Source organism: Ruegeria sp. CDSB029, assembly GCF_059611125.1.
In genome coordinates this window covers 120,453-140,872 of sequence record NZ_JBXWOX010000006.1, presented here as the reverse complement: position 1 = coordinate 140,872, position 20,420 = coordinate 120,453, and the positions used below count along the sequence as shown (strand labels likewise).

At 51.7% G+C, this 20,420-nt stretch carries 20 protein-coding genes and 1 tRNA gene; 7 read left to right on the top strand and 14 right to left on the bottom strand.

Annotation, left to right across the window (positions count from 1 at the left end; all coding sequences use genetic code 11):
* Positions 1 to 69 precede the first annotated feature (69 nt).
* Complete coding sequence (locus AC2FI8_RS09340; protein WP_496778832.1) at positions 70 to 426, top strand: TrmO family methyltransferase domain-containing protein; 357 nt, start codon at positions 70 to 72, stop codon at positions 424 to 426.
* A 168-nt stretch (positions 427 to 594) separates the two neighbouring features.
* On the opposite strand, the gene AC2FI8_RS09335 is transcribed toward AC2FI8_RS09340, so the two are convergent.
* The 12 genes from AC2FI8_RS09335 to AC2FI8_RS09280 all read right to left on the bottom strand — a co-directional run bounded on the left by AC2FI8_RS09335 (position 595) and on the right by AC2FI8_RS09280 (position 11,313).
* On the bottom strand, positions 595 to 2,484 hold the full coding sequence (locus AC2FI8_RS09335; RefSeq protein ID WP_496778696.1) for a TniQ family protein: 1,890 nt from the start codon (positions 2,482 to 2,484) through the stop codon (positions 595 to 597).
* A complete protein-coding gene (locus tag AC2FI8_RS09330) occupies positions 2,438 to 3,439 on the bottom strand; it encodes a TniB family NTP-binding protein (protein ID WP_496778694.1) in 1,002 nt (333 codons plus the stop codon). The genes AC2FI8_RS09335 and AC2FI8_RS09330 overlap by 47 nt, the downstream gene beginning before the upstream one ends.
* Entirely contained in the window at positions 3,436 to 5,697 is a 2,262-nt protein-coding gene (locus tag AC2FI8_RS09325; RefSeq protein ID WP_496778692.1) for a TnsB C-terminal domain-containing protein, read from the bottom strand. The genes AC2FI8_RS09330 and AC2FI8_RS09325 overlap by 4 nt, the downstream gene beginning before the upstream one ends.
* 5 nt (positions 5,698 to 5,702) lie before the next feature.
* Positions 5,703 to 6,374 carry a hypothetical protein gene (locus AC2FI8_RS09320; protein WP_496778690.1) on the bottom strand — a complete coding sequence of 224 codons (672 nt, stop codon included), beginning with the start codon at positions 6,372 to 6,374 and terminating at the stop codon, positions 5,703 to 5,705.
* Between the two features lie 1,390 nt (positions 6,375 to 7,764).
* Positions 7,765 to 8,361 (bottom strand): hypothetical protein, encoded by a 597-nt coding sequence (locus tag AC2FI8_RS09315; RefSeq protein ID WP_496778688.1) that lies wholly within the window; start codon positions 8,359 to 8,361, stop codon positions 7,765 to 7,767.
* Positions 8,362 to 8,365: 4 nt separating this feature from the next.
* On the bottom strand, positions 8,366 to 8,554 hold the full coding sequence (locus tag AC2FI8_RS09310) for a hypothetical protein (protein ID WP_496778687.1): 189 nt from the start codon (positions 8,552 to 8,554) through the stop codon (positions 8,366 to 8,368).
* Between the two features lie 2 nt (positions 8,555 to 8,556).
* Positions 8,557 to 8,868: a hypothetical protein gene (locus tag AC2FI8_RS09305; protein WP_496778686.1), complete on the bottom strand. Its 312-nt coding sequence runs from the start codon at positions 8,866 to 8,868 to the stop codon at positions 8,557 to 8,559.
* Positions 8,868 to 9,020, bottom strand: a complete 153-nt coding sequence (locus AC2FI8_RS09300; protein WP_496778684.1) for a hypothetical protein — start codon at positions 9,018 to 9,020, stop codon at positions 8,868 to 8,870. The genes AC2FI8_RS09305 and AC2FI8_RS09300 overlap by 1 nt, the downstream gene beginning before the upstream one ends.
* Positions 9,013 to 9,177, bottom strand: coding sequence for a hypothetical protein (locus AC2FI8_RS09295; RefSeq protein ID WP_496778682.1), 165 nt, complete (start codon positions 9,175 to 9,177; stop codon positions 9,013 to 9,015). Before AC2FI8_RS09295 ends, AC2FI8_RS09300 begins: the two co-directional genes overlap by 8 nt.
* Positions 9,170 to 10,228: a hypothetical protein gene (locus AC2FI8_RS09290; RefSeq protein ID WP_496778680.1), complete on the bottom strand. Its 1,059-nt coding sequence runs from the start codon at positions 10,226 to 10,228 to the stop codon at positions 9,170 to 9,172. Before AC2FI8_RS09290 ends, AC2FI8_RS09295 begins: the two co-directional genes overlap by 8 nt.
* Before the next feature lie 89 nt (positions 10,229 to 10,317).
* Positions 10,318 to 10,411, bottom strand: a tRNA-OTHER gene (locus tag AC2FI8_RS09285).
* A 458-nt stretch (positions 10,412 to 10,869) separates the two neighbouring features.
* Entirely contained in the window at positions 10,870 to 11,313 is a 444-nt protein-coding gene (locus tag AC2FI8_RS09280) for a GIY-YIG nuclease family protein (RefSeq protein ID WP_496778677.1), read from the bottom strand.
* A 29-nt stretch (positions 11,314 to 11,342) separates the two neighbouring features.
* Here AC2FI8_RS09280 and AC2FI8_RS09275 point away from each other — a divergent pair, with 29 nt between their 5' ends.
* Positions 11,343 to 11,558, top strand: a complete 216-nt coding sequence (locus AC2FI8_RS09275; RefSeq protein ID WP_496778675.1) for a hypothetical protein — start codon at positions 11,343 to 11,345, stop codon at positions 11,556 to 11,558.
* On the top strand, positions 11,555 to 13,951 hold the full coding sequence (locus tag AC2FI8_RS09270; protein WP_496778673.1) for an AAA family ATPase: 2,397 nt from the start codon (positions 11,555 to 11,557) through the stop codon (positions 13,949 to 13,951). The genes AC2FI8_RS09275 and AC2FI8_RS09270 overlap by 4 nt, the downstream gene beginning before the upstream one ends.
* A gap of 112 nt (positions 13,952 to 14,063) precedes the next feature.
* Here the strand turns inward: AC2FI8_RS09270 and AC2FI8_RS09265 are convergent, their stop codons facing one another.
* Positions 14,064 to 15,539 (bottom strand): DUF2779 domain-containing protein, encoded by a 1,476-nt coding sequence (locus AC2FI8_RS09265; RefSeq protein WP_496778671.1) that lies wholly within the window; start codon positions 15,537 to 15,539, stop codon positions 14,064 to 14,066.
* A 388-nt stretch (positions 15,540 to 15,927) separates the two neighbouring features.
* Here AC2FI8_RS09265 and AC2FI8_RS09260 point away from each other — a divergent pair, with 388 nt between their 5' ends.
* Positions 15,928 to 16,287: an HNH endonuclease gene (locus AC2FI8_RS09260; protein WP_496778669.1), complete on the top strand. Its 360-nt coding sequence runs from the start codon at positions 15,928 to 15,930 to the stop codon at positions 16,285 to 16,287.
* Positions 16,288 to 16,735: 448 nt separating this feature from the next.
* Here the strand turns inward: AC2FI8_RS09260 and AC2FI8_RS09255 are convergent, their stop codons facing one another.
* Positions 16,736 to 17,356, bottom strand: coding sequence for a thermonuclease family protein (locus tag AC2FI8_RS09255; protein WP_496778667.1), 621 nt, complete (start codon positions 17,354 to 17,356; stop codon positions 16,736 to 16,738).
* Positions 17,357 to 17,749: 393 nt separating this feature from the next.
* On the opposite strand from AC2FI8_RS09255, the gene AC2FI8_RS09250 reads away from it, so the two are divergent.
* The 3 genes from AC2FI8_RS09250 to AC2FI8_RS09240 are packed head-to-tail and all read left to right on the top strand — an operon-like array spanning position 17,750 to position 20,225.
* Positions 17,750 to 19,030, top strand: coding sequence for a hypothetical protein (locus AC2FI8_RS09250; RefSeq protein WP_170385602.1), 1,281 nt, complete (start codon positions 17,750 to 17,752; stop codon positions 19,028 to 19,030).
* A complete protein-coding gene (locus tag AC2FI8_RS09245; protein WP_496778664.1) occupies positions 19,030 to 19,809 on the top strand; it encodes a COG3904 family protein in 780 nt (259 codons plus the stop codon). Before AC2FI8_RS09250 ends, AC2FI8_RS09245 begins: the two co-directional genes overlap by 1 nt.
* Before the next feature lie 23 nt (positions 19,810 to 19,832).
* Complete coding sequence (locus AC2FI8_RS09240; RefSeq protein ID WP_496778662.1) at positions 19,833 to 20,225, top strand: thermonuclease family protein; 393 nt, start codon at positions 19,833 to 19,835, stop codon at positions 20,223 to 20,225.
* Positions 20,226 to 20,420: the final 195 nt, after the last annotated feature.

Sequence of the window (20,420 nt, the reverse complement as noted above, 5' to 3'; positions counted from 1 at the left end):
GTTAATCACACCGCTCCGTATGATTATTGGAAAGTTCTCTAGATGCTTACCCTCAACCCAATTGGGTGAATCAAAACGCCCGACGAACGACTTGAAGATTGCCCGAACAATGTCGAGGCCGAAGGACCTGAATGTGAAGTCATCTTGTATCAAGAGTTTGCGCCGGGCTTGAAAGGTCTACGTGTCGGCCAATCGGTATTATTGTCATACTGGTTTGAAGGTGTTGAAAGGCCTCTTGTTACACAAACCCGTGGACCAAAGGCCAACGGTAAGGAAGTTGGCACCTTTTCCCTACGTTCTCCGCATCGACTAAACCCAATTGCTGCCTCAACTGTTCCAATTCAGTGGATATCCGACGACAAACTTGGTGTGAGAGGGCTAGACTGCCTCAGCGGAACTGTTCCGTCGGGCATAAATAACCCATAATCGGCAGCTCCCAAAATTTAAAGTATTGATTTTTATATATATTTATTATCACCCTTGATTATGCCGCGGCCACTTCACCCATCTTGACAACTCATTGTCGCCCACAAAAAAATTTGGGCAACAAAAAAGCCGCCCCGAAGGGCGGCTGTTACTTCAGCTTTTGTTCTTCTAGAATTCTGAGGTTCTGTAGAGCTCCACTCCCGCCGTTTTGGGTTCCCAAACTGGCAAGATCCCTCGAGATTTTAACTTCCTTCGGGCTTCCGGAACTGTTGTTGCCATTCTCGTCGCAACGTCGGTGATCTTTTGGTAGTCCAACTTGAAACGGTCCACGCTAGCAGGGCTAACAAGATCACGCATCTGCCCCATGTGTCTAGTTTGTCCGCAAATTGTCAGAACCGGTTCCATTCCGTCTGGTGGAGTTCGAAGAAGGAAGTCCACTGAGTTGGCAGAAAGGCCAAGCTTTCGCGCGACATCCGAAATCGATTTCCCGGGAGAACCAGTTCGGCAACCGAGTTTTTCACCCACTTCTGCCACGTCAACAAGTACAGATTGGTAACGCAGTTCTTCGTCGAGAAGCTCAACTCCAGTTAGTTGCCTTTGGAGCAACAGTTCGACAATCTTGACAGCGGGCACTTTCAAGGCTTCAGCCGCATTGGCAATTCCCAACACACCCTCTGAAGGTTCAGAAATGGGCTGTCCGAAACTTCGCAAGCGGTTCACAAAACTGTCCAGGTCGTTGGCGTCAACTCCCTGAGCAATGCTCCTTCGGCCATCTCTACAGCCCGCGATTGGTTTAAGCATGCCGGCTTCGATAAGCTGCGCCACTTGGGGCCGTTTGCAGCCTAGATATTTTGGAACTTCAGAAATCGGAACCGAACGCCGCATCCTCCTGAGAAGGTCTTCAGAACGTGCAACGTCAATGGCGCCGAAATCCCGTTTTGCGTCATAGTCCGCAGGCAGCAGATCGGCGACCATCAGCGCATTTTGAACAGTTCTAGGATGCACACCAAACTTCTGGCTCAGTGACACTACAGAATGACGCCGCCGCTGCACGACGGGTTCTCCAAACAGAATCGTTCCCGCACCAATTGGCATGGTTTCCAGAATATGTTCACGGAAAACCTCCCGAAATGGCCCAATCGGTTTTCGGTTTTTTTTGAACTGAATCCACTTGTAAAGAACACCGAACACACCTTGCGGCCCGGCTTGGACTTTGGAGCATGGCGTCTTCTTCTGCACCGCTTCAAGCCCTTCTCGAACGCCTTCGGGGCCACATCGAGTAAACTCGTACCCAACCGCCCCGGCCAAGTCCCAATCCGCTTGCGATAAACTTGGAAGATTTGCATTTGGACCAAATGCGATACACGCACCGAGCATTTCAGATGCACGTGAGGCTAGATCAATCAGCTGCCCGTCTAGCCACTCTGGCCCAGGGCGCCCTTCAAGTCTGGCTTCAAGGTAAGATTGCAGTTCAGAGACGCGCCTCTGTTTCCCAATTTCGGCCAGCTTTGCCAATCGCGCTTCGTCTGGCATATGGGCAGCCAAGTCCAGGAAGAGATTGCCTCGGCCTCTCCCAGGCTCTCTGACCAAAGGAACGGAATGAACGGGACAAGTTCTCACAGGTGAAAAAGCCCAATTGATCTTCCCAACCGGCATTCTCAACGATTGAGGGCAGTCCGAGATGTCGTTCAAGATGCATTGCGGGCAATAACTTACTCGATTGCCCGCAACGAATTCTGAATGAAACTCTTCATCTCGATGCTTGTAGTAGCGAAAGGCAAGCTGTTTGTATCCGCCCTGCGTAAGTCGCTTCGCAGGAATGCCGGTCAGCTGATGCATCTGCTCAACTGCGTTGTCTCGGGTCCTGGCGAGGTCCTGAAGTGGAATACGCACAAAAGAAGAAAACTCTTTCGCAGACATATCACATTGAACACGGGCGAACCGGCTGACCCATGAAACAAAGCTCTCACCTGGCAAAATGGGCATCATTGGCAAAATTGTATTCAATGAATCAACCCCGTCCAACTTGCTGATGTTGCCGCCGGGTTCGTTCTGCATCAAACTCTTCGGCGTCGCTATCAATCTCCAGCGCTGCCCAATCATTGATCTCGAACACGTTTTGATCCCAAGAGCAGCCTTCTTGGATGCTCCAAGCTTCCGCAAAATGAGATCGCTTCAAACAGTAGCTCTCTTCGTAGAGGGCTTGTTCGATGGCCGCGAGGATAGTCTCGATTGCTCTTCCGAACAGACCCCGGCTGCCATGGATAAGTCGCCTCAGTGTATCCGGTTCGATGTCGGGCCGGATACCGGCCATCTGACAGTATGTATCAATCAAGCCTTGAAGGTTTTGTTCGTGGTGACCCACGACAAGCGGTCGAGACATGATTTTTCTGAACCGTCGGTCGACTTGCTGGTCGTAGCGCGCCACCTCAAGAAGCCGGTCAGTACCACTGAGAACGAGGACCACTGCTTGGTCTCCTTGCATCAACGATTTCAGCGTTTTGAGCATGTCGTCAATCTCACGTGCTGAGCGTGACAAGAAAACGTCTTGGGCTTCATCGATCCAAAGCACGACGATGCCCAACAACGACAAGCGATGCTTCACGACACGCCAGATGTCCCAAGCGGGGGCTCGATCTGAAACACCGGTCATTCCGAGTTCTCCGAGAAGGGCTCGGCCCAAGCTCTTAAGTGTTGCTGGACTTGGCACCTGAATGCGGATGTACCGAGGCGAGTCCTGCCCCGTCGCCGCTTGCAACGCCGGGTGGCGACTCAGGACCCTGTGAACCGCGGTAGTTTTGCCATCTCCCGGCTTCGCAACAACCATAAGCCCCCTGGCCTCAAGCCCTCCTGCATGGAGTTCCGGAGCAGGCAACCTACCACCTTGCTGGTCGGGTTGAAGCAAACGGTCAAGTTCACGCGTAATTTGGTGGTGCCGATTGTTTGTGAAGTACTTGGCCCGCAACGACTGCATAACAGTCTGAGGATCGATAACTGGGTTAGTCTGGTTCATTTGTCACCCTCCTCGTCGCTCTCCCAAACATCTTTTTCAACGAGTGGATGGCGGTCGTGGTTACCCTCGCCCTCGGACAAGTAGTCCGGTTTTTTCGGAGCAACGGTAGTGCCAAACTGCGTTGGCCTCTGTTCCAGCCGTGTCTCAGACGAGGAAACGGAAAATCCGACAAACAGTTCCTTTTCCAACGCCGCCAAGCGTGTCTCAGAGTAGACCTGTGAAACCAGACCAAACTCGAGCGATTTTTTGAGGTTCATTGCGTCAATGGCTTCAAGTGCATTTGCGACGACATTTTGTTCCCACGCTCTTTGGCGCGGTTCAGCACTCTTCATCTTGCGTCGAGCTGCAACCCACTGTTGTGCATGAACACTGTCGAATTCATCGTAAACCGCTGGCACTTCATGCCAGTATTCCCCAAGCTTCACAGAGATCGTCCCAATATTCTCAGGCAACCAGCTGACTTGCAGATCCTGCTTGCCACGATGCGCAAACCACTCCGCCAATTGCTCTGAGTGGTACTGAACACCCAAAACTGTGACACCTGATTTGCTCAGGGTCCGTTCAAGTTTCTTTCCAAAAATCAGCCGCCTCTTGCGCATATCAGGCGCTGCCTGAGCGGGGAAGTTGCCGTCCGCGATGTCTTTGTTCCACTGCTCGAGCGGTGTCCGGCCGTGCAGACCTTCATGAGGTGTATTATGGTAAACGTCCACAATCCAGCGTACCAGCGCAAAGCACAGATCTTCTGTGTTCAAGCAGGTGCGCTCCTCTGTCGGATGATCTCCGCGTTCAACCGAATTCGAAAACGTGCGACCATGAAGTCGGGCGGCAAGCCCCGTCGATGCAGTCTTGAAAAACCTTTCGACTGTTCCGCGCATACCAGGCATGCCGGCGATGGTTTTTTCGACGGTAATACCCAGATCCAGGCAAGTGCTGATGAACTCTTGAGATTTGAATGCAGCTCCATTGTCAGTAACAAGGACTTCCGGCAAACCAAACATGTCCCAAGGCGCTTCGGCGCCTACGGCATCCACCCATGCACCTTTATCCTGTACCGCCATTTGCAAGCAATCGATTGCTGTGGCGGATTTAGGGTTCTTCGTCAGCTTCATCGCAAGAATGCAGCGGCTGCGGCAATCAATAATGACAGACAACCACCAACGTGTGCTCTTTGCCCCCTTTTCACCAAGCAAACCGAGGTCCTCAAGCTCTTTCAGGGTCAAAAGTTCGCCGAGACGTGTACTAGAAACCAGAGTGCGAAGATCGACTCGCCATTCGTCCATTTCGCACCGTTCAAGTGGCCGGGATGTTTCGATCCCTCGCCCAACTGGCTTGCACCGTTTCATCGCCTCGTCGTACCCGTACCGGTGCAGCAAAACTTCGAACTCACTGAAGCTCTTGATGCATTGACGCACCGCATACCGACTAGGAACCCGAAGCGGGGTCAGACCCTCCTTTTTGCGATCTTCATTGACCTTTTCAAACGCCCTCTGAACGTCTTCTGTGGTTTTTACTTGGGTGGGACGGTTGAGATTGAAGTAACTTTTTCGCGTTTCTGAATTGAGCAACTTCTGCTCTTCGGAGCTAAAATAGCTATACCGATTTCCGCGGTTGTGAACGCTATCGAGAAGACCAAGCTTGCCATTTCGACGATATGCGGTCACCCACTTCCTCAACGTGGTCGCATGGACGGGCTCAACGCTCCTTACAATCCGTCCGCCGCCCTGCCGACGACGCCGCTTTCCAGACCGAATTTCTTCGTCGCGCATGCACTCTTCGGGGGTCCGCATCTCTTCCGAGGCAATTGTTGCGGCCAATTGACAAATTTCCGCCATACACTCCTTGATCGACTTGTCATTTGGTGAGACACGATCCTCGCTTTCCAGCTCCAGATAAGCGCTTACCAAGCTGAAGCGTTTCCAGAACCGCTCTTTCTGCTTTTCCGTCAAATCGAACAGCGAGATAGAATTATTGAAGTTTTGATTGCGATCCGCCTTGGGCAGGAAGTGGTTACGTTCATGCACAATTTCGCCAGAGGCGTTGCGACGGCTCAATTCTTCATAACCAAAAAACTCGGCAAGTCCTGATCCGGAAGTTGGGTAAAGGACATAGCCGTTTGCAGTTTTGCCGGCCAACCGCATACGTTTGCCTGCAATAGTTACGCGGTCATGCATCGAGATTTCGAAGCGGCTTTTTGTTGAAGCGTTTGCGGTATTCTTCGCTTCAGCGATTTTCTTGGTCAGATCATAGTGAACAGTCATGGGAATTATCCTTTCCGTTGGACAAGTGTTTGGGGGTCGATGATTTCGCGGGTAAGTGGCACAAGATGTTGAGCGGCAACCAAACGCACGAGCGCTCGCCAACCGTCGGCACCAAGTCCAGTTTTGATTGTAAGGTCACGCAGTGAGGCTGCACCCAGAAGGTCTTGAGCTACATTCCAAGCTACGTCGTCAGCACTCGGCATAGGCTGCCGCACGGCCCAGAAAAGCTCTGCATTCCTCTTTTCAATCTGATCTGCGCTGCGTTCCGTCAGGATACGTACTTCATCGCAAAAGCCAGACTGAACGGAGAACCACGCAACCTCTTGCATTTTTTCTACAAATACCGACTTCGTGGCCTGAAAGCTTGGCTTTACGGCGAAAGCAACTTTAGAGCCTCCACGGATGTGCGCGACGTAATCAAACACATGCTCTCGCACCTTTTCGCTGAAGCCATTCCAACGGAACCGCACTTGATCGAAGATGTCTTCAACCTCGAGCTGCGCGTGCATTACCAGCAGATTGACCAACTCAAGTTGAGACTCCGCCTGAACCCTTACACCCGGGTTCGAACCGATCACGGTGTAAGCAGTACAATGGCGTTTCGCGGCTTTCGCAATGGGACGGTCTGAACGAAAATCTGACGGGAGCCGGATTCCGTCAGGAAAGTTCTTCTTCATGTGAATACCTCACGTCTTATCGAGCCCACCGAACGCGTTCGGTAGAAAAACTCGTGATTTGAATTTTGGTGGGAAGCAGGCGGCCGAAACCGCCCGATCACACGGCTATTCGCGTGAGATTCAAGAAACGTGGAGCAAAAGAAGGAGTGATGTCGCGATGGCTATCGCAACACGTCTTCAAGAACCCCAAAAGTTTTGTAGTAAACGCCATGACAAGCGCCTCATATCGACTTAGTGCCTACAGGAGCTCGCAGCAGAAGAAGGATATGTGGACCTATCGCTGAAGAGAGCTACCAACGGATCGGAAACTCAGAAAACCCGTATCTGATTGGGCGCGATATGATGGACAGAATTTTGCATGGGCGCTTCTCGTACTCAAAACTCGGAGGTCTGTGCAAGCGAAAAGATGCGGGTATAAATGATGTGACTTTCATGCCGATAAAATGTGACAAATTTGTCAGATCATTCGACCCCACTCTAAACAACTGGCTACCTCATTGATTAGCCGATTTGTGCTTTTCGTCTTTTTCAACGAAAAGGCGCCTCCGAACTCAGCACTGCGTCACCGGCAGCAAATTTATCTACAACGAATGGCATATCTCTCAGCCTCGCTTTCATTTCGTGCACCCCCCAGTTTGGGATAGGTTCGACACGCCAATCAGCATACCAAATTCCCGCAGGATTCTCAATAAGACACTGTTTTTAAACATTTATCCTTGGGTGCGCTTGTGTTGCAAAATGGGGCCCTGAATTAGGCTCTGCCTAATTCACTTCTTCCGAGTAAGGATAAATTGAAAGAGAGATAGTTGTTGTTGAGGCATGAGAGAACGCTCAAATGTAAGAATAGAATTCCTTCACTTTCGTCTGGTCAAATGACCTCAACAGCCAATCCACCCGTGTCCTGAGCGAGGTGATTCGCCGCTTGTTGAAACTGGAGCCGGGGCTCTTTGGAACCCACGGCAGTCTCCGCTCAATGTGCTCCGACACTATCGCAGTCAATCAATCGGAACGGTTTCACGGCGGTTAGTCCAATAGTGATATTGCGCGGATTGCCCTGCAAGTCATCAACGGCAGAAATGTTTATTTCCCGGAGCTATCGAATGCACGCACCGGTTTTGCGGAAAAAAGCCGGGATTTGATGATTTTATCCAGGTCGCGAAAGTACTGCATTTGCAGTATCGCGATCTCGCATCGTGCGGACCCGATCAGTGTTTTGAATAAACCCATTTCAATGCGATTGGCCTTTTCGCCACGTTGCTTGATGATCCTCATCCGGAGCGCTTTGGTTCTTAGCAGGAGAGGCGCTTAGAGGAAACGCGCACAACTAAAACGACAGTCGCCATATGACTTCTTATGTTAAGTATTTGGTAATGGCGGCAGGTAAGCTGTACTAGCGGTCTGGGTCTGTATCGAGTTTGCCCCAGAGATCATCAACCAGATTTGAGAAGCCATCATTCGAGGCCTCTTTGGGCACTAGACCAGTTCTTCGCCGGCGTTCGACCTCGGCCGCTAGTTCTTCCTCTGTAGCTGTCTCAACCACATCACATCGAAGAGCTTCAATCTCGTCCCCTGTCCACGACTCAAATTTGTCAGCGTAGAAGCCCAGGGAATAGGGCTCGTCATCAGAAATCTGTTTAACCACAGCATTCCAATCATCACTCTGGTTCGATTCCTTTTCGACCCTCTCTTCAGGTTCGCGAATGGACTCACGGATCAACGGCGGCAGCTTTGCCTGAGCGCTTTCCATATCCACTCCGGTTGTTAGCAGCCACATGTCCGCGATCTTGCGAACAAGCGACCAAACAGTTTGATTTCGTGGGTGGTCTTCAATTCTGCCGCCAAGGCCTTTTTCCTGAATGCCCAGCTGTTCAGCGGCCCGTTCGTTCATTCGAATATTGTAATCAGACACGTCCGCGAGTTCTGAATCGTTCTCAGCCATAGCTCGGGCGACCTCTTGATCACCAACATAGACAACCACCTTCAACATCCCGCTACCCCTTCTTTGGCAGGTTCATCACTCGGTTCAGGTGGCTGTAGTCCAGATCTCGCATTATCCTTTGCACTCGCTCTGGATCGACTTCGCGATCTTTTCCAGCGGTGTAGACGATGTGTCTGACGTAGATCGCCAACGCGACAATGATCACGGCGGATAAGATCAAGCTGAAATGCTCGGGCCCCATCACTAAGTCTTTTTCCTTGGGTCTTCGATCCCTAGGTCGTCGAACACGTTGCCGCTGCCATCCGTGATCTCGACATCATCGTCGTCAGTCACTAGATTCCAGGTGTTCTCTTTGACCCATTCATCCCGCCATTTGGGCGCATCGGTCGGACGCTGTGCAAAATCGGCGATTTGCTCGAAAATCATTTTGCGCAACGCAAGCCAGACCTCCGGACCCTCTTTGCGACGAGCTTGCAACTCTGCGATCAAGTCATCCAGAGGAACATCCTGTAACGGGCGCCCGAAGATCTCTTCTTCTGAAAAATCATCTGTCATCACTCAACATCCTCGACACTGGTCGTCAAGACTAAGATCTTGTTTGGTTTTACAGTGATCGCCTTTCCTTCAATCTCTCGAAGTTTGCCGTTCACCAAAGTCTCGCAGATTACGAAAATTGGGATTTCCTCTTCTGAAGTCTCGTCACTCATCTGGCTTACTCTTCGGATCAGGCACCTTTCGCGACCGGATCTCATCCGAGGTAATCGGCTTGGTTAGTTTTGCTCGACCGGCCGCAATTTCAGCCTCCCGAAGCCTAAGCAAACGCAAGGTTTGTTCATCCAGCTCAACGTCGTCGTCATCACCCATCAGACTTCTCCCGAGTACAGTAACAGTGAGAACAGAGCACTTGAGACCCGTCGGCTGTCCGAACGATGTCACCAACGTGGCCACACTCTTCACACGTCACACCGCATCGAAATTCCATCCAGTCAGCGTACTCCTGAATGAGATCGTGGTATCGACTGAAACCGATGGAAATCTTGCCATCCTGGCCTTTCTTAATATCCGAGATCTGAATAGTTCCAGGGTCCAGTGCCCTGAAATCCTGACTGAAGGAAAGCTTGTGGAGTGCTTGCGAAATCATGACGAGCCAACCCTTTCCGACAGCAGGAACAAGAGATGCGCAGTCCGGAGAAACGAGGTCTGGATAGTTTTCCACAATGTCCAGCCTCAGGCTTTCGGGCCAAGATTCTTCGGCGCCCTCAAATCGCCGCCGCAGAGCATCATTGTAGCACCAGCTGCAAAGCGTCGTCACAAACCCAAGGATGGTCTGGCGTTGGGCAGAATTAGAACAACCTTCACAGGTTTGCTCAATCTGATCGACACGCCATTGAATCTCTTCACTCGTAGCCTGGTTGCAGCCCGGGCCCTCATAGACGCGCAAGCCTCCCCATTTCTGTTTGATCTGAACGATGGACGGGCGTTCATCACCAAACAGGTCGGGCTGCTCGTCGATCAACCTCTTCACTTTCTCTAGTGCAAGCGTAAGCTGCTCCGCCCACCCGGCACGATACTCACCAAGCTGCTTGAAGACGCTTCCATGAATATCATTCCAGTCGACAACACTGCTCATCACTGACCTCCGGGCCCGCGCCTCTTTGAGATCGTGTGAAACCTCCGCCACAGCAGTCATCATACGGTCGACCACTTCGCGGTCATCACACTCGACATGCAGACCCTCGGTCGACCATGTGACGTCAAAGACGTGCGGAGCTGGGTAGTTGTGCGCCATCACCAAACGCATTTCTTCGGCGTACCAGGCGTCAAATGAGCGGAGATCATCTGGAGTTCCATGGTCCGCGATCACACCTCGAACCTTTTCCCGGAAATCCTTCCAGCTCTTTTCGACATCATCCATCAGTCACATTCTCCTCGACCGATTGCTTGATGTCGTTGAAATCAATTGCGTTCGTAACTTCGTCCGCCATGTCGGACACCTCCTGAGAATGGTAGGAGGCGTCGGAATCGAACCGACTCGTGCACTCTAATCTGGAGCAATTACAAGGATATAAGCCTCGCCCGCATACCAATGCTGCCTCCCACGGATTTTGCGTGGGTTATCGACCTCAGGCCGATATTCGATGGCAGTGGATGCGTGTATATGTCATGAGCCGAAGCTGAACCAGTTCGTGTCACCATGTCAAGATGGAGTGTGCTGCACTTCGAAATTCACCGCGTAGCTCCGGGAACCTTCTAGCTTAACGTGTGCCAAATAGGCTGTCCGCATTTCAGAATTGTACGCACAGTTGGAAAGGTCGGCTTTTGGCTTCCTCTAGCCACTTGTGCGAAAGTTAGCGACGGACGATACCGGGGCTACTTTGATCGATGCTGCACGGTGCCCCAATGACGGCAACGCGCAGATAGCTAACTTTGCAATTTCAAGTGAACGGCCCAAAGCCGACTCTCGGCCGCGGTCGGCTTGTTGCATCGAAGCGATATGGCGTCGGTCGTTCATTCTTCGTCACCTGGTTGAGATGTATTATCTACATCCAGCGTTGGTCACCAAAAAAAGCTCCATTCAACGCGAGCTGAAAGCTTTTTTTCAGGTACTGACAGTTGATGTCCTGCTTGGCCGTTACAAATTGGGAACGCCCCATGTGTTTCCAGGAAATCGCTCAAGAAGAAACTCTCGACATCGAAAAGATTGTCATTGCCGAAATTGCGCAAGATTTCGGCCGAGTAGGTGGTAAATTTCACTGTGTGGGATTTGGCATAGTTGGATATCCCTACATTGCCCGACTGGCCTGTGAGGTGCCCACGCAGGCGCATTGCGATGCTGTTCTGCTTTGACTCGCTCATACCTATATAGATCAGTCCCGAGGATTGAAACGGATAGGCAATTCGCAGGTCGGTCAGGAAGATGAAGTAGATGCCCGCCACGCCCTGAAGGAACTTGACCTCTTGCTCTCGTAATTTATACGTTCGTGTGAAAATAATATTCATGTACAATACTTTAGCGGAGCCGTTGATTTATGGCCATCGAGAAAATCCAATCTGCCGCCGACGTGCTGGACGCCTTCATAGGCGAACAATCGCAAGATGAGAGTCTTGATCAGACAACCGTCGCGGTCATCGACAGTTTGCGTGCCGATGACAAGCTCACCCGTACCAACTTGCTGCGCAAGCTCGACGAGGCTCGCATAGCGGCATTAAAAGACGGCGAAATGCAAGACGAAGGCGGATTATGACCAAGCTTCGTAGGCTCTCCATCTCAGGGTTTCGTGGTGCGCGTTTCGCGTTGCCACTCGATTTTACCAACAAAAGCAGAAGCCTTGCCATCTTCGGCGAAAACGCCGCTGGAAAGAGCACGATTACTGACGCGTTGGAGTGGTTTCTGACTGACCGAGTCGGACATCTCTGGCGCGAAGACTGCAAACTGGAAGCCTTGCGCCACGTCCTAATTGCAGAAGGCGAAGACAGTACGGTTACTATAGAATTCACTGGTGATCGCCTCACAGGCGAAAAGCGCCTCTCTCCCGCCCTCAAGACAACCGCCTACTTCGCCACCGACGACATCCGCACCGTTGTCGAGGGGCTTCAGGACGACCGAATCATTCTGCGCCACGCTGACATTGTCGCCTTCCTCGACCAGCAAAAGGGCGCCAAGCGCAAGGCCATCGCCGATATCATTGGCTATGAAGAGATAAATAAATTCCGAGATGCCATAAAGAGCACACTGAATGCGCTGAAGCGCGAGCCCGTTTATACGGGCGCCAAAAACAACTCCGATAACCTTGGGGGCGACATGGTCCGTAACGTGGGCCAGATCGTGCCGAATAGGCAAGCATTCCTATCCATCGCGCAAACCATTGTCGCACCTTTCAAACTTGCCAGAGAAATCACGGATGAGGCGACTTTCACTGAGGCCGTGACGGCGTTGAACAGCCTCAGCAATAGCGAAGAGAAAATCAAAAAAGCGCAGCGATTGAGACAGCTCGTCATGGCATGCAACGCCGTGGCCGCTGAGATCGCCATATTCCTCGCAGATGCGGAGGCGTTCGTCACCGCCTACAACGCTATAGCCAGGGAACGCGAAAGCGTGAACCAGCTCCGGCTAAGTGACTTTCTAAATAGAGGGCACGTTGTCATTGAGTCCGAAGACTACGTCGATGATGCCTGTCCATTCTGCTTGAGCGCCTACGAGCTCAAGCTCTTGCAGGGCGAAGTTGCTAAACGCATTGAAGGCATGAGCGCAATTCAAGAGCGCCTCGACACCGCTCAGACCCAGAAGGACGCAGTTCTAAAGGCCATTCTCTCCATCGGGGTGCAGGCCAAAGCCATTGGTGAGACGTATACTGACCTCACAGGCTTCGATAATCTCGTAGCCGCAACCGCTACCGCGCGTGAGCTCCTGCGCGAGGCGCATAAAGCCATAGCCTCTGCATTTGAAAGCCTGACGGTCTACGAAGCCGCGGACAGCTTCGAAGATGACATTGCGTGTCTCCAACAGTGCTGTGAAGCCGGTGCTGCCAAAGCGGAGGAAGAGGCAAGCAAACTCGGGCTAAGCGAACAGGAGCAACAAGTTGCTACCGCGCTGTCGTCTCTCAGAACGTTGGAGGGCCAAGTCCGGGATTATGAACGCGCACAACGCGTCATCGACGCCTATGAAGCGCAGATACTGACGTTGGATGCGGTACTCGAGCGTTTCATCACGGTCCAGAACGCGACCCTTCAATCGGTACTTGATACTATCAGTGCTGATGTCGGGAAATTCTATGCCAAGCTCCATCCCGATGAGAGCGTCGATAATGTCCGCCTGACCATGGTAGGCGAGGAAGGTGTCGAGTTTCAGTATTCCTTCCATGGTCAAGAAGTTCAGCCGCCGCGGAAGTATTTGAGCGAAAGCCATCTGAATTCCCTTGGCGCGGTGCTTTTCCTGGCCAATGCCCGCATCTTCAACACACAGGCGAAGTTTCTGGTGCTGGATGACATCGTCACCAGCTTCGACACCTCACATCGCCGGCGCTTGTTGCGTCTGCTGCGTGACGAGTTTTCTGACTGGCAGATCGTCATACTGACCCATGAGAGCGTCTGGTTCGAGATCATCAAGAAGGAGATGGCCCAACACGGCTGGAAGTTTCACGAAGTCCGCGCGGATGGCCCCAACGGTATTGTGTTGGACGACTCTCCGACGAGTCTCAAAGAGATCATCGCGCAGAAGAAGGGCCAGGAGGACGTCACAAATGATCTACGTAAGCTTCTGGAGATGGTACTCAAAGAAATCTGTGCCTCGCTAGAGGTGAAAGTCGCTTTTCGTTTCAACGAATGGAACGAAAAGCGTATGGCCGATGAATTGATCAGCCAGCTTCGGTCGACACTCGGCAAGAAGTCTCCTGATTTGAAGAATGCAAGTTTGTTTTCTGATCTGTCTGGGTCCGCGCTCGTTGCCAATCTGGTGTCGCACGACAACACAGATAAGATCATAGGCGAAGACATCGATGTGCTCTTGGAAGACATAGAAAAGCTAATTTCGTTGTTCTCATGTTCCGAGTGTGGGCGTTATGTATCCGCAAGGATTGAGGTTCCCGGAGAGAAGGTTATTTCCTGCAAATGCGGCAAAACGCGGATTCCCTGGCGGTAGGGTCTCCACCGTTGACTGAACTTGAATTCCGCCTCGGAGTGATCACTGACGTCAGCTGGTCAAATTTTTATGGAAAAAAGGTTTCTTTTTGTGCCCGCATCGAACGATTTACCTACATTTTCAGCAATTCCCGATGAATTGCGACCATCGCCCAGGTGTCACGCGTGCAATACGCAACAAGATCAGCATAGACCTTCTCGCGCGCTGGATCATCCGGTTCCGTCAGCGTTACGTCCTTCCAAAGGCGAGACGCGCTTGCCCCCTCTTTGATGTCCAAATCATCGTATGAAAGTTCTGGCAAAAATGCTGGAAGGACGGCTTTGATAGAGGCGCTTCCCTTGAACGCGGGATCGTTGATTACTTCATCCGCAAACGGCTTCATCAGATCAACTGCGCGGGCGTTTAAGCCTTCCAGGAACTCTGCGTGCTCGGGATAAGTTTCCGCCATTTCCGTATTGCGCGATTTCTCGAACGGAGCATACCAAACCGCAACGGAACCAACGTCACCCATGTCCTCACGTAGCCTTTGCAGTAAGGCTGGCATCGGGTTACTGGCGTCGCGGTGCAGATACTCCCTGTGCTCGATTTCTCCGCCAGGCTCATGCTGGATATGCAAGGAATACTGGAAAGCCACTTGCTGATAGGGACGCGTTCCGTCCCAGGGTGGCAGCAAACTCTGAGACGTCTCGTAGTCAAAGTAATAAACCGGATACACAATCTCGCTCAGAAACCTGCTTAAGTCTTGATGATCGATTGTACGTGCACCGTTCGCCAAAGCTCTCAAGTAGCGTTGCGTCGACTTGCCCAGAACAGTTGGATCAGTGATCTCGTCAACCTTTGTGATCCCATTTGCGATGAGTTCGGAGGCTTTTTCCGCGTTCATGAACGGAAGGCGGTGTATACTGTCCTGCGCGATTGGAGGGTCGAGCTTCTCGCGGATCTCCAACCATTCACCGTAGGATTTAAGGCGCGCGCGTTCGGGGGACGGATCAGGCATCGTAACGCTGGCAACGACGCTCAATGCCTGATCGATACGCGTGCGTGTTTTTTCGAGCTGCTCAGTCACCGCATCCGTGATGTCAGTGATGCTGACAAGCTCTTGCGGATTGATTTCGCCGTTTCTGACGTAATCACGGTTCACATGTGCCACTTCGCAGCGTGCAATGGGGAACCCCGCTGCCTCAAGCACGACACGCTGGAATGCGAGATCAAAAGTGTGTTCGGGCTTTGCAGATGTCCCGCTCTTGATCTCTGTCAGAACGTACCCATCGCCACTGCGGCTCACGATGTCGGAGATGCAAGTTATGGTTCCATCTTCATAGCGTCCCTGTGCCACGGCGTTCGCACCATCTCTCCAAGCATCCAGAGTACGCGCGGGCAGAGCTTGGTATTCTGAAAAATCGGAAAAACCGAGGCGAACGAGATCACCAAATAGCTCCTCCGCAAAAGGCTCAAAGGCGTGCCCCTCGTCAAAGCGTGCTTGCAATGAAGGGTCAATTGGCGGCAACAGATGCCTGGCGTGCTTCTTGATCCATAGCCAGGCGGGGTGCCTGAGAAACATCATGTAATCTGATTTGGATAGCATCATACTACCGATATTCGAGAAAAGTTGTAATCACTGAACGATTATTGGAGGTGCCTTGTAAACAACTCAAATTAAGCACAGTTTTCGCCAGAGGATACAGAAGAATTTCCCTTGGCACGGGGTGCATTCTCAAAGAACGTCTGGGACAAAGCCTGAGTTCCGGCAAGCGTCGCTGATTTCTTGGTCTAGCAACTTTTGTGCTACCTTCGGTGTGCTTGACCACGCGCTTGACAGTCACTGACTTTTGCCCAATATCTGAACCGCGAAACTTACGCTAAACGGGCAAGTTTCGTGGTAAAGAACTAAGGCGTTGATCCTGTAGGCAACGCCCGTGAAGAGTAAAAAGCTTTCACAGCCGGTTCTCGATTAAAATCGAAACTAGGACTGTGAAATGACAACTGATTTAAGAAGAATCCGCGATGCAAAATATGCTGCGCAAGGTGGTCGATGCTTCTATTGCAATCAGCCGATGTGGTCAGGATCACCGCTAAAATTTCAAACTGCCCATTCTGTTTCAGAGCGCAAGGCGCGTTGGTTCCAATGTACAGCAGAACACTTACTTTCTGTTTCGGATGGTGGATCAGACACTTCAGCAAACATTGTTGCTGCCTGCAAATTCTGCAATCAAAGCCGCCACCGATCAAAGCAGCCACTATCGCCGGAAACATACAAGTTAAAAGTGCTCGGCCGAATGGAACTGGGTGGCTGGATGCGGTTGAGTTCATCAGACACCGCACCGGCTAGTGGCTGAAAACGATTAACCCGCGAAACTCCATCGCTGCAAAACGTCTCGCGCTTTTGCCATATTCAATGCGTTTGCTATGTCGTTTTGCATTCCTTCACGTGCCTGATCATCAAGCACAAGCAACTCGCTAAAACCACATGCACTGCAAGTGATATCTTCATTCGAAATTGTACTATCGGAAGAGCCGCATTCTGGGCACTTTGCAAGGACATCGTCGTTGAACATTTCGCAACCTCTGACCAGTTGTCCCTAAACTAGGTCGGTCGATTGATGTTTCACGGGATCACAGAGCGCCAACTGATTTTCAATAAACGCCGCTGACTTCTTTTCGTTCGTTTTGGTTGCGTAACGGCCCGAATGCAAAACCGGATGATGTTCTGCATCGGGCCGAGACATCGCTTTGTCCGTTGAAATTATTAGCAATACTTTGGTGCGGCAGTGCTTTCTGGAATCCTCAGTTGTTCAGTTTTCGAGCGGCTTGCTTTGCTTCATATTGCTTCCACAGACCCATGTGTCCATTTTGCCGTGCATTGGCCAGCCACAGCTTCTTTCGGGCATCAGGTATTTCCATTGATCGATACTTTCCGCCTGAGAATTTTGGCCAATCTATCGCTAGGCCAAGTTTGACCATTTCTGCGGATAGATCACGGCCATCCTCGAGGTAGCACTTTGCAACAGTCCGTCCGTGTGTATCTTGCTCCGTCACTTCCGCCCTAATTTTTTGACCCTTGCAGAGCGAAACGAGCGCCCATTTTGCCTTCTTGCCATAGGGGTGGTTCATCTCGGGAGCATCGACACCAAACAAACGGACCTGTGTTTTCTTAATGACCAATGTATCGCCATCTACAACGTACGCTGAACCCGCCAGTATCGTGACGTCGGGTTTCGGTAGCGTATGGTCTGGATCAAAACGCTGTGGCGGCGTTGTGCGCTGCCGTTGGTTCATGGTCAATCTAGGTTTCTCATTCACACCTGACTGACTCGACGGAGTAGTTGTATCGCCTAACCTGTTACTGCGGACTGCCAAATACACCGCGACAGCCAAAACCAAACCCAAAACTATCAAGATTTCCACGAACCAGGCCCCCAAAAAGTTAATTCAATCAATATTGTCACACCGGATCAGGATCGACCCAAGCACACGCCGGGGTTGATTTGCTAGGGGCACCTTATATTCAGCTGGAGAGATGTGACTGATTTGCTTCGCTGAGCGATCTCACGCCTAGGACTGCGAGACAGTTGATCTCTACTTACTTAGTTCCCCAGAATAACAACCGGAATTTCAGGTAGTTGGTGTTCTTTGCCAATACTAGAACCTCGGGCGCAAGTTGGCGGGAACTCACAGAAGAATGGCAGTTCCGCGCAAGCAATTGCTTCGTAGCGCTCAGACATGCAACCCAGGGTGAAAAGTCTTAATGAATGATTAAGTGACGAACTATCGCGTGATGAGTGTGGAGCAAGATGTAATATGACGGAGAACAAGGATCGCTTGACAGCGGAGGAAGCAAAGGGACTTCGGACTGCTAAAGAACTAGAAGGTCATCTAGCGTGGTTAGACACGTTTACGCCCGCTGCCTTAGGTGTTCTGGCCATTGCATCTGGTATTTACACCTATCTCGGCGTGTCCTCATTGCTCGAAGATAACGGCGCAGTCTCATTCTTCGCAGCCGTTGCGTACTCAATCGCCGTCTCTGTCGGCATCTTCGTCTTTTGGAGCTACATGCTTCGGTTGCTGCCTTCAATGCGTACGGCCAGTGGTTTCATTGGTTTGACCATCTCCACGATTGTTGGCTCTGTCGCCATTATAGCCATGTCTAGCTGGCTTAATGCAGCCGCTCTCGCAGGTTCAGCGGCGGTTGAGCAACACTTGGAAAACACAGTCCGTGACTACCAAGCTGCTCTCGAGCAAGCCCACGACATAGCCCTAAGTGGCCAAGCGTTGGGTCGCGAGGTGGAACGCGCCCGCCAGAGTTTTGAAGAACTCGCTGAACTCGAGCAGTCCGGAGACCTCTCAGGTACTGCCGGTCGAGGTGCCGTGTTTCGGGTGCTGACACAAAAGGCGGAAGAACTAAGAAACCTTGAAGAGCAGATCGCGGCACAGCAAGAACCTATCGAGGAAGCCTTCCAACAAGGCAACGAAATCCTTGCGAAAATGCGTGAGCTTACCGTCGCGCCCGGTCCAGTAGATCGCCGCTCGGTTCAGTTTTCTGAGGAAAGCGTGAAGTTGGCAGGTGTAATCTCGCGCCTCAACCAATACAGCGTTGCACCACTTGTTGCCCGCGCTGCTGAGGACTTGCCATCCTCAGTCGTACTTCCAGAGCTTGATGGACGCAGCTCCGACGTAAGAGACGCCCAATCATCAACAATCAACTCTGTTTTGAATGCCTTGGACCAACGCAGCAAGACACTCAAGAACGCTGCTGACGAGGTATTGGACATGGAACCACCCATCGAGACGGCATACAACCCGATTTCCAGTGCCGATGCGGTGATCAAATACGCCCACAACTTCGTACCTTCTTGGGCAGGAGCCATAGCCATCGATTTGTTGCCCGCCGTGTTAGTGTTTGTGCTGGCTATCACACAAGCCGCAATCCGCAGCGGTAAAGACGGCATGAGCATCGAGGATACTCTGACACTTGCAGACCTCAGAGCCGCAATGAATGCCATGAAGGACGTCGAAGCGACAATGGGCGTGGCAGACGCAGCTATCCTCAACCGCGCCACTCCACAAAAAGATGAAACGTGATGAGCCTGTTAAGCCGTCTCGATCCTCGTTCAGGGCTACGCTACGTTCTCATCCTACAGCTCGCTATTGCAGGCGTTCTGATAGCGTCGGACGTTCTTGGTGTAATGCCAAGCCCGTTCAAGGAGCGTGTTCAACTCCCTACTGGTCCGATATCCCCCGGCGATCAACGTCGAGAGTATCGCACTGATCGTAGCGATCCGTCGCTTTTGCCGCAGGATGGACCTCTGGACGTACCCGTGCCAGAGGCTTTTCCAAACCGATTGGACTTCTCAGTTCAGGAAGTCGAAGGACTGGGGAGAATACTTCTTCTTAGCGGCCAGATAGAGGTAGACGACTCCGCCCGCTTCGCTTCGTACCTGTCCGACATGCAGGAGAAGCCCGACCTTGTGGCTCTCCACAGCCCGGGAGGAGTGGTTTCTGAGGCACTGTCCATTGGCAAGCAGGTGAGAGGTGCTGAGCTTTCTACAGCCGTTCTGGCTGGCTCGATGTGCGTATCCTCATGTCCTTACGTTCTTGCAGGCGGTGAGGAACGCATCGTCTCTCTTCGCGGCATTGTAGGTATGCATCAGCACTACTACGACCAGCCTCGCTTAATTCCTGTCGTCTTCGCGGTAGAGAGCATCCAGAAGGGGCAAGGAGAGACGATGCAGCATCTGATTGACCTGAGTGTGGACCCGTCACTGATGCTGTTCTCACTGAACACCCCACCCGAGGAAATCTATGCGCTTATCGAGGAAGAACTAGTAGATACCCGCATAGCGACCCAAATTATCGATTAACTCGAAACACCGAGGACTTTGCCTTGTTCAAGAAGCTAACAATTGCTGCGGCGCTGTTCGCCACAACTGCCACTGCGGGAAGTCTCCAAGTACGTGATGCGGACACAATTGTTGTCGATGGCACTCCTGTGCGCTTGAACGGCGTGGATGCGCCAGAGCTTGGCACTCGTTCTGGACAAGACGCTAAACGCTGGATGGTTAATTTCTTACGGGGCAAAAATATTGAATGCATACTCGACGGAGAGCGCACACACGACCGTTGGGTTGGTGTCTGTTATGCGGACGGGCAAGACATTGGTGCTGCTGTGATTTCCGCGGGGCATGCACTGGATTGCAAGCGGTATAGTGGCGGTCGCTATCGACAGTACGAGACACCTGCTGCCAAGTCGCGATTGCAAAGAGCTCCATATTGCTGACTTTTCTTAAGTTTCAATTAGCGGTCAGCTAGTTATGGGATAAGCTATGCTCATAGTCTTTGCTTTGGTCCAGCTACCCGTTTTAGCTGCTATTCGTTCAACCGACTTGTACAGTCCTGAAAACGACTTTTCCAACTCAGTCGGGCAGCCTCTAAATAAACTAGCCGGCATTGGCGGAAGCGAAAAAGTGATCAA